The 14,148-nt window shown below is 61.9% G+C and carries 11 protein-coding genes and 2 tRNA genes; 6 read left to right on the top strand and 7 right to left on the bottom strand.

All coding sequences use genetic code 11. The features are described 5' to 3' along the window. Nucleotides 1–9: 9 nt before the first annotated feature. The 3 genes from sdhA to sdhC are packed head-to-tail and all read right to left on the bottom strand — an operon-like array spanning nt 10 to nt 2,504. The gene (sdhA, locus tag HOP53_RS00330) at nt 10–1,782 is read right to left on the bottom strand and encodes a succinate dehydrogenase flavoprotein subunit (protein ID WP_234268012.1); all 1,773 of its coding nucleotides are present in this window, start codon (nt 1,780–1,782) and stop codon (nt 10–12) included. 3 nt (nt 1,783–1,785) lie between these two features. Beyond that, nucleotides 1,786–2,133 (bottom strand): succinate dehydrogenase, hydrophobic membrane anchor protein, encoded by a 348-nt coding sequence (gene sdhD / locus HOP53_RS00325; protein ID WP_234268010.1) that lies wholly within the window; start codon nt 2,131–2,133, stop codon nt 1,786–1,788. Next, complete coding sequence (sdhC, locus tag HOP53_RS00320) at nt 2,127–2,504, bottom strand: succinate dehydrogenase, cytochrome b556 subunit (RefSeq protein WP_026038040.1); 378 nt, start codon at nt 2,502–2,504, stop codon at nt 2,127–2,129. The genes sdhD and sdhC overlap by 7 nt, the downstream gene beginning before the upstream one ends. Nucleotides 2,505–2,965: 461 nt before the next feature. Between sdhC and gltA the strand changes: the two genes are divergently transcribed. Next, a complete protein-coding gene (gltA, locus tag HOP53_RS00315; protein ID WP_234268008.1) occupies nt 2,966–4,249 on the top strand; it encodes a citrate synthase in 1,284 nt (427 codons plus the stop codon). Between the two features lie 131 nt (nt 4,250–4,380). Beyond that, nucleotides 4,381–5,268 carry an NAD(P)-dependent oxidoreductase gene (locus HOP53_RS00310; protein WP_234268007.1) on the top strand — a complete coding sequence of 296 codons (888 nt, stop codon included), beginning with the start codon at nt 4,381–4,383 and terminating at the stop codon, nt 5,266–5,268. A gap of 494 nt (nt 5,269–5,762) precedes the next feature. Here the strand turns inward: HOP53_RS00310 and HOP53_RS00305 are convergent. From HOP53_RS00305 to gltX, 3 genes are all read right to left on the bottom strand, one after another. Next, nucleotides 5,763–5,838 (bottom strand) — tRNA-Glu (locus HOP53_RS00305). Between the two features lie 32 nt (nt 5,839–5,870). After that, a tRNA-Ala gene (locus HOP53_RS00300) sits at nt 5,871–5,946 on the bottom strand. Between the two features lie 201 nt (nt 5,947–6,147). After that, complete coding sequence (gene gltX, locus HOP53_RS00295; protein WP_234268005.1) at nt 6,148–7,629, bottom strand: glutamate--tRNA ligase; 1,482 nt, start codon at nt 7,627–7,629, stop codon at nt 6,148–6,150. A gap of 236 nt (nt 7,630–7,865) precedes the next feature. Between gltX and HOP53_RS00290 the strand changes: the two genes are divergently transcribed. Further along, nucleotides 7,866–8,462 (top strand): helix-turn-helix domain-containing protein, encoded by a 597-nt coding sequence (locus HOP53_RS00290; protein ID WP_234268004.1) that lies wholly within the window; start codon nt 7,866–7,868, stop codon nt 8,460–8,462. 18 nt (nt 8,463–8,480) lie between these two features. Here HOP53_RS00290 and HOP53_RS00285 read toward each other — a convergent pair whose 3' ends face one another. Continuing rightward, nucleotides 8,481–9,059: a hypothetical protein gene (locus tag HOP53_RS00285; RefSeq protein WP_234268003.1), complete on the bottom strand. Its 579-nt coding sequence runs from the start codon at nt 9,057–9,059 to the stop codon at nt 8,481–8,483. Between the two features lie 464 nt (nt 9,060–9,523). Between HOP53_RS00285 and HOP53_RS00280 the strand changes: the two genes are divergently transcribed. From HOP53_RS00280 to putA, 3 genes are all read left to right on the top strand, one after another. After that, the gene (locus HOP53_RS00280; protein ID WP_234269667.1) at nt 9,524–9,898 is read left to right on the top strand and encodes a hypothetical protein; all 375 of its coding nucleotides are present in this window, start codon (nt 9,524–9,526) and stop codon (nt 9,896–9,898) included. 59 nt (nt 9,899–9,957) lie between these two features. Next, the gene (locus HOP53_RS00275; protein ID WP_234268002.1) at nt 9,958–10,773 is read left to right on the top strand and encodes a helix-turn-helix domain-containing protein; all 816 of its coding nucleotides are present in this window, start codon (nt 9,958–9,960) and stop codon (nt 10,771–10,773) included. A gap of 180 nt (nt 10,774–10,953) precedes the next feature. Next, nucleotides 10,954–14,145, top strand: coding sequence for a bifunctional proline dehydrogenase/L-glutamate gamma-semialdehyde dehydrogenase PutA (gene putA / locus HOP53_RS00270; protein WP_234268000.1), 3,192 nt, complete (start codon nt 10,954–10,956; stop codon nt 14,143–14,145). The last annotated feature ends 3 nt before the right edge of the window (nt 14,146–14,148 follow it).

The raw sequence follows: 14,148 nt of genomic DNA, 5'->3' as shown, positions 1-14,148 counted from the left end.
GACTCCCCCTTAATATGTACGGACTTTCGGCTCGAAGGTGTCGACGGTCTTCGGCTTGAAGTTGACGTCACGCTTGCCGACCCGCTTCTCGGTCGGGAAGTACATGGAGTGCTTCAGCCAGTTGGCGTCGTCGCGATCCGGATAGTCGTAGCGCGAGTGGGCACCGCGGCTCTCCTTGCGCTCCAGGGCCGCGATGGCGGTGGCCTCGGCCACTTCCATCAGGTTGTCGAGCTCGAGTGCCTCGACGCGGGCGGTGTTGAAGGCGCCGGACTTGTCGACCAGGTGCGCTTCGCCGATACGACCGCGCAGATCGGCCAGCTTCTTGACGCCTTCCTGCATGTGATCTTCCTGACGGAACACGCCGAAGGAGTTCTGCATGATGCTCTGCAGCTCGGTCTTGAGCGCTGCCACGGACTCGCCGCCGGTGGACTCGTTCCAACGGGTCATGCGCTTCATGGCCGCCTCGACGTCGGACTCGGAAGCGTCGAGGTAGTCGATGCCCTCGTTGAGCGCGCTCTCGATGAACATGCCGGCCGCACGACCGAACACCACCAGATCGAGCAGCGAGTTGCCGCCCAGGCGGTTGGCACCGTGGACCGAGACGCAGGCCGCTTCGCCACAGGCGAACAGGCCGTTGACGATGCGGTCATTGCCGTCGGCGTCCTGCATGATCGCCTGACCGTGCACGTTGGTCGGAATACCGCCCATCATGTAGTGACAGGTCGGCACCACCGGGATCGGCGCCTTGACCGGATCGGCGTGGGCGAAGATCTTTGACAGCTCACTGATACCGGGCAGGCGCTTGTTGAGCACCTCCTCGCCCAGGTGGTCGAGCTTGAGGAATACGTGATCGCCCTTCTCACCGCAGCCGCGCCCTTCGAGGATCTCCATGACCATGGAGCGTGCCACCACGTCGCGACCGGCGAGGTCCTTGGCGTTGGGCGCGTAGCGCTCCATGAAGCGCTCGCCGTCCTTGTTGACCAGATAGCCACCTTCACCGCGGCAGCCCTCGGTGACCAGCACGCCGGCGCCATAGATGCCGGTGGGGTGGAACTGCCACATCTCCATGTCCTGCATCGGGAAGCCGGCGCGCAGCGCCATGCCGATGCCGTCACCGGTGTTGATCAGGGCATTGGTGGTGGAAGCATAGATGCGACCCGCACCGCCGGTGGCCATGACGGTGGCCTTGGACTTGACGTGCACCACTTCGCCGGTCTCGATGCACATGGCGATGCAACCCACCACGTCACCGTTGGCATTCTTGACCAGATCGACCGCAAACCACTCGTTGAGGAAGGTGGTGTTGTTCTTCAGGTTGTTCTGGTAGAGGGTGTGCAGCAGGGCATGGCCGGTACGGTCGGCCGCGGCACAGGTACGTGCCGCCTGGCCACCTTCACCGAAGTTCTTGGACTGACCACCGAACGGACGCTGGTAGATGCGGCCGTTGTCGAAGCGCGAGAAAGGCAGGCCCATGTGTTCGAGCTCGAAGACCGCCTTGGGGCCCTCGGAGCACATGTACTCGGCAGCGTCCTGATCGGTGATGTAGTCGCCGCCCTTGACGGTGTCGTACATGTGCCAGCGCCAGTCATCGTTGGGGTCGGCCGAGGCGATGGCACAGGTGATGCCGCCCTGGGCGGACACGGTGTGCGAACGGGTCGGGAAGACCTTTGACAGCACGGCGGTCTTCTTGCCGGACTTGGCCAGCTCGAGCGCTGCGCGCAAGCCGGAGCCGCCACCGCCGATGATGATGGCGTCGAAAGACAAGGTACGCATGTTAGACATGAATCAGGCTCCCCACAGAACGGTAATGCCCCAGACCAGGAATACGAACACGGCCAGGATGATGACGACCTGGGCGCCGAGGCGAACGGGCGTGGACTTGAGGTAATCGGTGGTCACGGTCCACAACCCTACCCAGGCGTGCGCGGCGAGCGAGATGAAGGCCAGCAGGGAGAAGATCCGCATCCAGGTCTGGGCAAACAGGCTGCTCCAGGTAACGTAATCGAGCCCGGGGTTGAACAGCAGATACGCGACGATGAATACCGTGTAGAGCGCCAGTATGACGGCGGAGACCCGCTGGATCAGCCAGTCGGACAGGCCGCTGCGACCCAGATTGGTGATGTTGGTTACCATACCCAGACTCCCGCCAGAATGATCAGGACGGCACTGATGACCACGGTGGCCTGTGCCTTCTTCACGCCCCCCTCGAGGGTCACGCCATATCCGGCATCCATCAGCATGTGCTTGATGCCGGCAACGAAGTGAAAGGCCAGGGCCGACAGCAGCCCCCAGGCGATCAGCTTGGCCAGGATGTTGTTGGCCAGGGTATCACGCACGGCGAGGAAGCCTTCCGGAGACGACAGCGACTTGTCGAGGGCCCAGAAAGCGAAGATGAGGCCAACGAACAGGATTACGCCGGTGATGCGGTGGGCGATCGACGTCAAGGCGGGAAGTGGGAACTGTATCGTGGTGAGGTCTAGGTTGACGGGTCGTTTGCTATTCACGGCTCTATACACACTCTCTTGGCTCGCTCTTCAACCGATGGGACCAGGCTCGAGCGGGCGGTGGTTTGAGGTAGGGGGCTCGCCGCTGCCGGGACGGGCATGACAACGAGTACCTGCCAGTCGCGCGGTGTGGATTATAGGGATATGAACTCCTAGTGACAAATACCCACCGCGCTAACTCGACCATGGTTCAAGCTCGTCATGCCAGGGATGGCAAGCAGAAGCAGGCTCCTCACGCCGCAACCGGCGGCCCAAGGGCGCCATCGTGGTGCAAAGCACCATTTTCTATACAAGGACTATCTATCCAAGCCCATCATGCACAACTATGCGGTCGCTTTGGCCTAATTGACAATCCCGGGAACGCTTCTATAGTGGGCTGACCTTTTTCGCAGGCCACGGCTCCAACAGGGTTTGCGAAATAATGAGTTAACGTTCCAAATCGACTTCGAGAGGAGGCCAGAATGGCTGACAGGAAAGCGACACTGACGGTAGACGGCCTGGAAAAAGCGATCGAGCTGCCCGTCTACTCAGGAACCCTGGGCCCTGACGTGGTCGATGTTCGTGGTCTGGGCGCCGAAGGCCTGTTCACCTACGATCCCGGCTTCATGGCGACCTCCTCATGCCAGTCGGCCATCACCTATATCGATGGAGCCAAGGGCGTTCTTCTGCATCGCGGCTATCCGATCGACCAGCTGGCCAATGAGTCCAACTTCGTCGAGGTGTGTTACGCCCTGCTGTTCGGCGAACTGCCGACCGACGAGCAGTACGCCGACTTCGAGTCGCGGGTACGCAACCACACCATGGTCCACGACCAGATCAACAACTTCTTCAAAGGCTTCCGTCGCGACGCCCACCCGATGTCGATCCTGTGCGGTGTGGTTGGCGGACTGGCGGCCTTTTACCACGACCATATGGACATCACCGTCGAGGAAGACCGCGTCATCAGTGCGATCCGCCTGATCGCCAAGATGCCGACCATTGCTGCGATGTCCTACAAGTACAACGTCGGCCAACCGTTCAACTACCCGCGCAACGACCTGAGCTATGCAGAGAACTTCCTCTACATGATGTTCAGCAACCCGTGCGAGGAGTACAAGGTCAACCCGGTCTACGCCAAGGCCATGGACCGCATCTTCATGCTCCATGCCGACCATGAGCAGAACGCCTCCACCTCCACGGTGCGCCTGGCCGGCTCTACCGGCGCCAACCCGTTCGCCTGCATCAGCGCCGGCATTGCCGCACTGTGGGGTCCGGCTCACGGCGGCGCCAACGAGGCGGTGCTGAAGATGCTCGACGAGATCGGCGACGATTCCGAAGAGAACATCCAGCGCTTCATCGACAAGGCCAAGGACAAGGATGACCCGTTCAAGCTGATGGGCTTCGGCCACCGCGTGTATCGCAACTTCGATCCGCGCGCCAAGGTGATGAAGGAAACCTGCGACGAAGTACTGGCCCAACTCGGCATCGACGACCCTCAGCTCAAGATCGCCAAGCGTCTGGAGCAGATCGCGCTCGAGGACGAATACTTCGTGGAGCGCAAGCTCTACCCCAACGTCGATTTCTACTCGGGCATCATCCTCAAGGCCATGGGCATCCCGACCAACATGTTCACGGTGATCTTCGCCGTGTCGCGCACCATCGGCTGGATCTCCCACTGGCACGAGATGCTATCCAACGACTACAAGATCGGCCGCCCGCGCCAGCTCTACACCGGCCACCCGCAGCGCGACTATCCTGCCAAGTAAGTCGGCAGAGCGCGGCCCAGGCCGCAACGTACTGGAAAGCCGCCTACGGGCGGCTTTCTGCGTCTCGCGCTTCACATGCCAGCGAGCCACACCCGGCTCCATGCTGCCACCAAGAAGAGAGGGAACCGCATATGCAAGAGCAGATATCCACCGTCGCCTTCATCGGCCTGGGCGTGATGGGCTACCCCATGGCCGGCCATCTGGCTCGTGCAGGGCTCACCGTGCGCGTCTACAACCGCAGCGAGGCCAAGGCCAAGGCCTGGGCAGAACAGTTCGGCGGCAGCCATCACGCCACGCCCGCGGAAGCCGCCCAGGGGGCTGATCTCGTGCTGGTGTGTGTCGGCAATGACAACGACGTCAGACAGGTCACTACCGGCGAACAGGGAGCCCTTTCCGGTATGCGAGCAGGCAGCCTGCTGGTCGACCACACCACGGCCTCCGCCGATCTCGCCCAGGAGCTCGACGCCGCCTGTCGCGCACGCAGCATCGGCTTCATCGATGCGCCGGTGTCGGGCGGCCAGCAAGGCGCCGAGAACGGCGTGCTGACCATCATGTGCGGCGGCCAGCAGGCGGACTACGAATGCGCTCGCCCCGTGCTTGACCACTATGCGCGTGCCATCAGCCTGATGGGACCGGCCGGCAGTGGGCAGCTGACCAAGATGGTCAACCAGATCTGCATCGCCGGGCTGGTGCAGGGCCTGGCAGAGGGGCTGCACTTTGCCGAACGGGCCGGACTCGATCAACAGCAAGTGATCGATGTGATCTCCAAGGGCGCCGCCGGCTCCTGGCAGATGGAGAACCGCCACAAGACCATGATCGCCGATGAGTACGAGCACGGCTTCGCCGTCGACTGGATGCGCAAGGATCTGGGTATCTGTCTCGAACAAGCACGACGACTGCAGGCCCGCCTACCAGTCACCGCGCTCGTGGACCAGTTCTATGGTGACGTTCAGGTAATGGGCGGTGGCCGCTGGGACACCTCTTCGCTGCTGCGCCGCCTGCGCGGGCATGGCCACTGATCCACCTCACGCAAGTTACACGCTGAGAGGCGTCGCCTACTCGCGACGCCTCTCAGCGGAAAGCATCAGAAAAGGGTCAACCTTGTCTTGACAGACGCCACTTTACACGGAGCAAATCCAGCCATTGCCAGGGCCGGCACGTTTTCCACACATTCTGTGGATAACCCTGTTCACAACCTCAAGAAAACACCATCAAATCGGCATGAGAAGGGGCTTGCAGTTAGATTGGCTATTTTTTAACCAATGATAACTAGTTGAAATTGTTGAATTTTTGCAGCTGCACACTCGCCAGCAGTCAATCCGGGGATTTACGCACAGGCGCACGCCCCGAACACTGCACAAGTGGACAAGTCAAGCGGGAAAAGCTGAAAAAACGGCAACTTCAATGGGTTTTCCACGCAGAACAACACACCTATATGAGAATCGATCTCACGGCGTTTGCGGTGAATACGGATTAGGCAAAACGATGTGGACCGCGATCCACAAGAGAGAAGTGGCGTCCCATAGGGGGTTCGAACCCCTGTTCCCGCCGTGAAAGGGCGGTGTCCTGGACCACTAGACGAATGGGACGCAATGTCGCTCACGTATCGGCACAAGATGTTTGGTGGAGCCTAGCGGGATCGAACCGCTGACCTCGACACTGCCAGTGTCGCGCTCTCCCAGCTGAGCTAAGGCCCCACAAGTGCCGTGAAGACGGGGCGTATAGTACTGATTCCCCTCGCCTTCGTCAAGTAGGAAAACACCAATTCCCTGCTGCGCTCGATAATCCGGCCGCCGGCGGTGCTCACTCTCCTCATGTAGCAGGCTACACCCCGGGAGCTGCGCTCCGGCAGCGACCAGCCTATCATCGCTCACGACGGAAATGGGCGCTTTCCTTCTTTATTGCAGGTCGCGGTACTCCTTCTCGAAGCGCTTGGCCTGCTTCTTGGACACCCCCCCCAGCACCTCGATGGCATGGCGCAGCCGTGCCCGGGTCACGTCGGAGCCGAGGATGGCCATGGCGTCCATCACCGAGGTGCTAGCCGCAGAGCCGGTGATGGCGATGAACACGGGAGCCAGGAAATCCTTCATCTTGAGTTCGAAGTGCCCGGCCAGCAGCTTGACTTCGGCGAGCAGCGTCTCCTTGTGCCAGGCCGGTACCGCCTCGAAGCGCCAGACAAGGAACTGCAGCAACCTGAGGAGCTCCTCGCGCTCCAGCTTGACGCCCTCGAAGTCATCCTCGCCGACGTTCGGCAAGCCGCTGAAGAAGTGCCCGGCCAACGGAGCAACCTGGGAGAGCGTCTCCACCCGAGTACGTACCTGGGGCAGGATATGACCGACGTATTCTTCGTTGAAGGCCCACTCCATGAGCGCCTTGAGAAATGCGCTGTCGTCGAGGTCCTCGCGAATGTAGAGCCCATTGAGCCAGGTGAGCTTTTCCAGATCGAACACCGGCCCACCGAGCGACACACGTTGGATGTCGAAGTGCGCCATCATCTCGTCGAGCGAGAACTTCTCGCGCTCGTCCGGCATCGACCAGCCCATACGTCCCAGGTAGTTGATTACCGCCTGAGGCAGGAAGCCCATGCGCTTGTAGTAGTTGATGGAGGTGGGGTTCTTGCGCTTGGAAAGCTTTGACTTGTCGGGGTTGCGCAGCAGCGGCATGTGGCACAGCACCGGCATTTCCCAACCGAAGTACTCATACAGTAACTGATGCTTGGGCGCCGAATTGATCCACTCCTCGCCGCGCAGCACATGGGTGATGCCCATCAGATGATCATCCACCACGTTGGCCAGGTGGTAGGTGGGCATGCCATCCGACTTCAACAGCACCTGAGCATCGACCTGCGCCCAGTCGACCTCGATGGCGCCACGCAACATATCATCGATGACGCAGGTACCACTGCCGGGCACCTTCATGCGCACCACGTACGGCCACCCTTCCCGTTCGCGACGCGCCACCTCTTCCTCCGGCAGCGCCAGATCGCCAGGCTTGAGCGCCAGATGCATGCCGGCCTCCCTGCGCGCCTCCCTCAGCTCGTCCAGCTCTTCACTGGTGCGATAGCACTTGAAAGCATGCCCAGCTTCGATCAACTGGCGCGCATGTTCGGCATAGATATCACCCCGCTCGCTCTGGCGATACGGACCATGCGGCCCGCCCACGTCGGGCCCCTCGTCCCATTCGAGCCCCAGCCAGCGCAGTGAATCGAGAATCATCTGCTCGGACTCGAGCGTGGAGCGCACCCGATCCGTATCCTCGATGCGCAGGATGAACTGTCCGCCATGCTGCCGTGCAAAGCAGAGGTTGAACAGCGCGATGTAAGCGGTGCCTACGTGGGGATCACCGGTGGGTGACGGCGCAATACGAGTACGTACGGTCATGTCGTCCTTATCCAGTCGGGAAAACTCATGGCGGCATTATACGCACCTGGAACGACAGGGGCAGCCGCACTGGCCACCTGCTTCCGCCAGGCATCACCAGCCACACGATCGGCGCCACTATCGCTGCCGACACGACCAGGTATGGTGTGTAAAACGTTGAACCGCCAAATTTGCACACTTAACCCAGGTCATTGACAATCAACATCCTTTGGCTCCTCGGTCTTCAGGTTGATGAAATGGACTCACTGGGCAATAGAATCAAGCAATTAAGATTGCAGGCAAATCTCAACAAGGCTGCACTTGCCAGGAAGGTCGGCGTATCGGATGTCACGATCTCGTATTGGGAGTCGGGTGCGATCAAGCAGATCGGACATGAGCGGCTGGTAGCGCTGGCAGATGCTCTTGGCTGCACCCTGGGGCAACTGCTCGAAGGGGAGGCGCAGCTCGTGACGAATCCCCTCTACCTTCGCGGCCAGCCGCCAGTGCCTTGGCAGGCTGCCAGCTCGAATCGTATGGCATTATCTCGGGAGATTCTGAATGACGTAAGTTGGGACGGTGAGTGCTATCTCGTCACCCCCGCACCAGGAGAGCGTTTCGATTATCTCGAGAATGGCGACCTTGCCGCCTTTGGCCCAACCGAAAGCTGCGACCGACCGGGGCACTATCTGATCGAAGGTGCCGGCGGCTTGTATATCGGCCAGCTGGAGCTCAGTGAAAACGGTGAGCCAGTGTGCCGTAGCGAGCATCAGACCGAGGCCTTGTCGACCCCGCTGGAAGCCTCAGAGAAAATCGTGGGGAGGCTACTGGCCCGCTGGCGAATGGAAGGCGCCTGAGCGGCGCCACTCTAACCGTCACTCCACTTCGAGCACATCGACCTGGTCGGTAGTCCGGCGGGGCTCGCTGCCGATCAGATAGCGCCTCGAATAGCTGGCCACCTGCCCCAGTCCATGTCGGGCACTTCTGACCAGCGCCCCTTCCAGGTGTTCTCCCTGCTCGCCGATTCGCTCACGCACGGCAGGCGGCTGCACACTGGCCTCCACCAGATTGACGGTGATGAGGTAGCCACCATCCGGCAGGCCGCTACCGGGACCAAAGGGGCCTGTGGCAAAACTACCGTCTTCGACCACGGTGCGCGACTGCCAGCGCACACCACTCAATTCGCGCTCCACTATCACCAGCAACCGCGTCTCGTCAGGCAGATTGGTCTCGCCATCGATCATCAAACGTCTGTCGCTACGCAGGGTAGCCGAGGCGTGGATTTCGACCGCCAGCGGCTCCACCTCGACCGGTTCTTCCACCGGCTGGGCAGCGTCTGCCGGCTGTTCGAGTTCGGTCTCCTCCTCCGCCGGAGCACCATTGCCATCGCCGCCACAACCTGCCAGCCACACCGCCGCCACCAGGCTTATACAGGATCGACGCCATGCCTTCATGCCTTTCTCCTGACCGAACATTGCCCTACTAGACTAACACTCCGTCTGCCGGCAAGTCCTGTCCACCACGTCCCCTTCTGCCAGGCCCCACCGGTACCGCTCCGCCATGCTGGGGCAACGCATTCCCCTTCCGAGTTGCCCCGATTTTTCCTCTCCTGTACCCACGAATCCCCAGTGACAGGTTGCGTACTCTCGATAACACAGGTTGCGTACTCTCGATAACAATAGTCACGCCAAGCGATCGCCTGAGAGATTGCTGACCGGTCGGTTTGCCATGCTTTCATGCTGGGCGGTACAATTTGTACACCTGCTGACGGCAACGCAGCGGGTACGAACGCTCGTTGTCTTGCAAGCGAGTGATACTGCATGTCAGCGGCAAGGGCGATGCCATCTCCGACGGCCTTGGCAGCACACCCGATGCCTCGCCGCCACAGGTCCGCTCTAAACTCATCAGCGTGGCTCGAATGGCTCTCTTCCTGCTCATCTTTGCCGTTTGCTTGTTCATCATCGGCGGCATGGTGATGGTACTTCTCTTTTCCCGTACGCCCCGCTATCGCACCGAGCCGGAACAGCTGCTGGAGCTGTTCGACAAGGCACTCGCCAACCAGGTCGGAGAGACCGAGTGGAACGTCGTGATCCACTATCCGATTCGTCACGACGACTATCTCGACGGCGTGAGACGGCGTGCCCAGCATTTGATGCAAGAGCACGGCCGCCCCTGGCAAGTGGCTCAGGGCAAGTCTCTGCTCGACAAGACGGGCCAGGCAGAGCTGACGGCCCTACGCAACCACCTTGCTGCCCACCTGAGACTGCGTGAAAGGCAACGCAACGAACCGTAGCGTTGATAGAACATTGATGTGGTAAGCTCTTTCATGACAGCCACATGCGGGAGGCCCTCATGTCCAGCGTCATACGTCAGATTCCGCTCGATACCGCCACTCAGCACCACTCCCATGATTTTCACCAGATCGTGATCGGCCTGCAGGGCCGGGCGGAGTTCGAAATCGAGGGCCTGGGTGGCGCCATCTCGGCTCTTTCCGGCTGCATCGTGCCTGCCAATCACGTTCACTACTATGTTGGCCAGGGCAAGAACCGCCAGCTCATTCTCGACCTTCCGGCCGATGCCCCGTCGCTCACCGGCTATCACCATGAGCTGTCGCGCCTGTTCGACGCGCCGCGCTTCTTCGCCCTGGACAAGCCACTCCAGCACTATCTCGACTTCCTGCTGCTCGAGCAGGGCGATAGCCAGGACGGGTTGAGCTCGGCACAGAGCGACCGCCTGGCCGCGACCTTTCTTGGCTGCCTGCACGCCAGGCTCGGTGGAGAAACGTCGCCACCAGCCAAGCGCCGCCTGAACCTTGCCAAGCTCGACCGCTTCATCGACCGACATCTGGCGGCACCGATCTCCGTGGCCGACCTTGCCGGGCAGGCCTGCCTCAGCGAAGCCCACTTCAGCAGCTGTTTCCGTGAACAAACCGGCCTGTCGCCATGGCAGTACGTGCGTCGACGGCGCCTGGAGGCCGCCCGCCGGCTACTCGAGGAGAGTCGTATGCCACTGTCACAGATCGCGGTGAGTACCGGCTTTGCCCACCAGAGTGCGCTGTCGCATGCGTTTCGCAGTGCTTTCGGCTGCCCGCCGAGCCAGATCCGACGCGCCGTTCTGGAACGCCCTTCCCCCACCGACGTTACCAACCGATTACAGCATACGACTTAAGTCTAGATTTCAATGGCACTGCGGCATTGTGCCGCGAAATTCATAAATCCTTCCCGGTTTTTGGCAAGCAGCCCCGTTCAACCGGCCCTACAGTCAAGGAAGACACACCCATGTTCGGGCAGAGCGCCACGCACATGGCGTTTTGCCGTTCTGGAACGGGTGGATACCCGGGGGACTCCTATGCTCAATGCCGAAACCATGCTGAATGCTGCCACCTGGCAGCAGGATCTCGATAGCCTGTTCTCGCGTATCAGCGAACATTACGTCGTGGACGAAGAGACCTACGTCAAGGAGCTGGTTAGCGTACTCAGCGCCGATCCCGAGGATTTCCGGCGCATCGCCGGCAAGACCGCCGAGCTCGTGCGCGAAGTCCGCGACATGGATACCGCCGTCGATACGATCGATCAGCTGCTGCAGCAGTACAGCCTCGATACCCATGAAGGGCTGATGCTGATGTGCCTGGCCGAAGCCATGCTGCGCATTCCCGACACGGCCACGGCCGACGCGCTGATCGAGGACAAGCTCGGCCCCGCCGACTGGAAGGCCCATGTCGGACAGAGCGACTCCTGGCTAGTCAATGCCTCCACCTGGGGGCTACTGATGACCGGCCACGTGGTCACCCTCGACAAGCCTCGCGACGGCAAGCCTTCGGGCTTCATCAACCGTCTGGTCAATCGCATGGGCGAGCCGGTGATCCGCCGCGCCATGTACGAGGCGATGAAGATCATGGGCAAGCAGTTCGTGCTCGGTCGCGACATCGACGAGGCGCTGAAGCGCTCCCGTCCGCTGTTCGACAAGGGCTACACCTACTCCTACGACATGCTGGGCGAAGCGGCGCGCACGCGGGCCGACGCCAAGCGCTACTTCGACGACTATGCCAAGGCCATTCGGCAGGTCGGCTTGACCAGCACCAAGCTCACCGAGCGCACCCCGGCACCTTCCGTGTCGATCAAGCTCTCGGCACTGCACCCGCGCTACGAGTTCGGTCGTCGCGAGCAGATCCTGCGCGAGCTGGTAGGCAGCGTACGCGAGCTGGTGACCATGGCCCGCGAGCGTGACGTGGCGTTGACCATCGACGCCGAGGAAGTGGATCGCCTGGAACTGTCGCTGGAAGTGTTCCGCGCCGTCTACGAGAGCGAAGCCTGCAAGGGCTGGGGTCACTTCGGTTTGGTGGTGCAGGCCTACTCCAAGCGCGCCCTGCCGGTGCTGCACTATCTCAACCGCCTGGCCGACCGCCAGGGTGACGAGATTCCGGTACGTCTGGTCAAGGGCGCCTATTGGGACAGCGAGATCAAGGAGTCGCAGCAGCTCGGCGTCGAGGGCTATCCGGTCTATACCCGCAAGGCCTGCACCGACGTGGCTTATCTGGTCTGCGCCCGCTTCCTGCTCTCCGCCCAGACCCGCGACCGCATCTTCCCCCAGTTCGCGACACATAACGCCCACACCATCAGCACCATCCTAGAAATGGCCGACGAAGCGACCCGGCCGTTCGAGTTCCAGCGTCTGCACGGCATGGGCGAGGCGCTCTACGATGTGGCCCTCAAGCGCGCCCCCAAGGGCACCTACTGCCGCATCTACGCGCCGGTAGGGGCACACAAGGATCTGCTGCCCTATCTGGTGCGCCGACTGCTGGAGAATGGCGCCAACTCCTCGTTCGTGCATCAGTTGGTCGATCCCAAGGTGCCAGTGGAAACCCTCTGCGTGCACCCGGTGGAGACGCTGAGCCAGTACCACACTTTCTCCAATCCACGAATTCCGCTGCCGAAGGACATCTACGGCGAAAAACGGCGCAACTCAAGGGGAGTCAACCTCAACGTGCGCAGCCATTACGAACCGCTGGTGAAGGCCATGTCGGGCTTCATGGAGCGCAGCTATGAGGTCGGGCCGCTGCTGGCCTTCGACGTGGAACGCATCGCGGGCAACGTGCACGAGGTGTTCAGTCCCTACGACCGCCGTCAGCGGGTCGGCAGCGTGCAGTGGACCAGCCGCGACCAGGCCGCACGAGCGGTGGATGCCGCCTGGGCCGCGTTCCCGCGCTGGGAAGCCACGCCGGTCGCCGAGCGTGCCGCCATCATTCGCCGCCTGGGCGACCTGATGGAGGAGAACCTGGCCGAGTTGATGACGCTGTGCTCCCGCGAGGGCGGCAAGCTGCTCACCGACGGCGTCGATGAAATTCGTGAAGCGGTGGATTTCTGCCGCTACTACGCCATGCGCGCCGAGGAGCAGTTCGGCGAGCCGCTCGAGCTGCCCGGTCCCACCGGCGAGTCGAACCGCCTGATGCTGAGTGGCAAGGGCGTGTTCGCCGCCATCAGCCCGTGGAATTTCCCGGTCGCGATCTTCTGCGGTCAGGTAGTGGCCGCTGCCGTGGCCGGCAATAGCGTGCTGGCCAAGCCCGCCGAGCAGACCTCCATCGTGGCTCACCGTGTCATCGAGCTGCTCCACGAGGCCGGCATGCCGCGCGACGTGGTGCAGCTGCTACCGGGCGACGGCCCCACCGTGGGCAGCGTACTCACCTCCGACCCGCGCATCACCGGGGTGGCCTTCACCGGCGGCACCGACACCGCGCAGATCATCAACCGCGCGCTGGCCGCTCGCGAGAACGCCCCGCTGCCGGCGCTGGTCGCCGAGACCGGCGGCATGAATGCGCTGATCGTCGACTCCACCGCCCTGCCGGAGCAGGTCGTAGCCGACGTGATCCAGTCGGCATACCAGAGCGCCGGCCAGCGCTGCAGTGCGCTGCGCGTGCTCTACCTGCAGGAAGACGTGGCCGATCGGGTCATCGAGATCCTGCGCGGCGCCATGGACGAGCTGCACGTCGGTGATCCCCGCGACCTGGGCACCGACGTGGGCCCGGTGATCGACGAGGATGCACGCAAGAATCTGCTTGCGCATATCGAGCAGCTCAAGGGCGAGGGACGCCTGCTGGCCGAAACCCGCCTGGATCCGGCACATACCGCCCATGGCACCTTCGTACCGCCGGTGGCGTTCAGCATCGACGCCATCGATGCCCTCGAGCGGGAACAGTTCGGCCCGGTGCTGCATGTCGTGCGCTACAAGGCCAGCGAGATCGAGCAGGTGCTCGATTCGATCAATGCCAGGGGATATGGGTTGACCTTCGGCGTTCACAGCCGCAATGAATCCTTTGCACAGCTCGTCGCACAGAAGATTCGTGTTGGAAATGTGTACATCAACCGGAATATCATCGGCGCCGTCGTGGGTGTGCAACCGTTCGGCGGACAGGGGCTCTCCGGTACCGGCCCCAAGGCGGGCGGACCGCACTACCTGCTGCGTTTCGCCACGGAGAAGACCGTGACCGTCAATACCGCCGCGCTGGGCGGTAACGCGTCACTGCTTGCGCTGGGAGACGAGTGACCG

The organism is Billgrantia ethanolica (genome assembly GCF_021404305.1).
In the GTDB taxonomy this organism is placed as follows: Bacteria; Pseudomonadota; Gammaproteobacteria; order Pseudomonadales; family Halomonadaceae; genus Halomonas; species Halomonas ethanolica.
The sequence above is the reverse complement of the archived record's forward strand: the minus strand, read 5'-3'. Positions and strand labels throughout refer to the sequence as shown.

What these genes read in the sequence shown, in the direction of transcription:
- sdhA (WP_234268012.1), bottom strand. Translation starts at nt 1,782, where the DNA reads ATGTCTAACATGCGTACCTTGTCTTTCGACGCCATCATCATCGGCGGT.
- sdhD (WP_234268010.1), bottom strand. Translation starts at nt 2,133, where the DNA reads ATGGTAACCAACATCACCAATCTGGGTCGCAGCGGCCTGTCCGACTGG.
- gltA (WP_234268008.1), top strand. Translation starts at nt 2,966, where the DNA reads ATGGCTGACAGGAAAGCGACACTGACGGTAGACGGCCTGGAAAAAGCG.
- HOP53_RS00310 (WP_234268007.1), top strand. Translation starts at nt 4,381, where the DNA reads ATGCAAGAGCAGATATCCACCGTCGCCTTCATCGGCCTGGGCGTGATG.
- gltX (WP_234268005.1), bottom strand. Translation starts at nt 7,629, where the DNA reads ATGACCGTACGTACTCGTATTGCGCCGTCACCCACCGGTGATCCCCAC.
- HOP53_RS00290 (WP_234268004.1), top strand. Translation starts at nt 7,866, where the DNA reads ATGGACTCACTGGGCAATAGAATCAAGCAATTAAGATTGCAGGCAAAT.
- HOP53_RS00285 (WP_234268003.1), bottom strand. Translation starts at nt 9,059, where the DNA reads ATGAAGGCATGGCGTCGATCCTGTATAAGCCTGGTGGCGGCGGTGTGG.
- HOP53_RS00280 (WP_234269667.1), top strand. Translation starts at nt 9,524, where the DNA reads ATGGCTCTCTTCCTGCTCATCTTTGCCGTTTGCTTGTTCATCATCGGC.
- HOP53_RS00275 (WP_234268002.1), top strand. Translation starts at nt 9,958, where the DNA reads ATGTCCAGCGTCATACGTCAGATTCCGCTCGATACCGCCACTCAGCAC.
- putA (WP_234268000.1), top strand. Translation starts at nt 10,954, where the DNA reads ATGCTCAATGCCGAAACCATGCTGAATGCTGCCACCTGGCAGCAGGAT.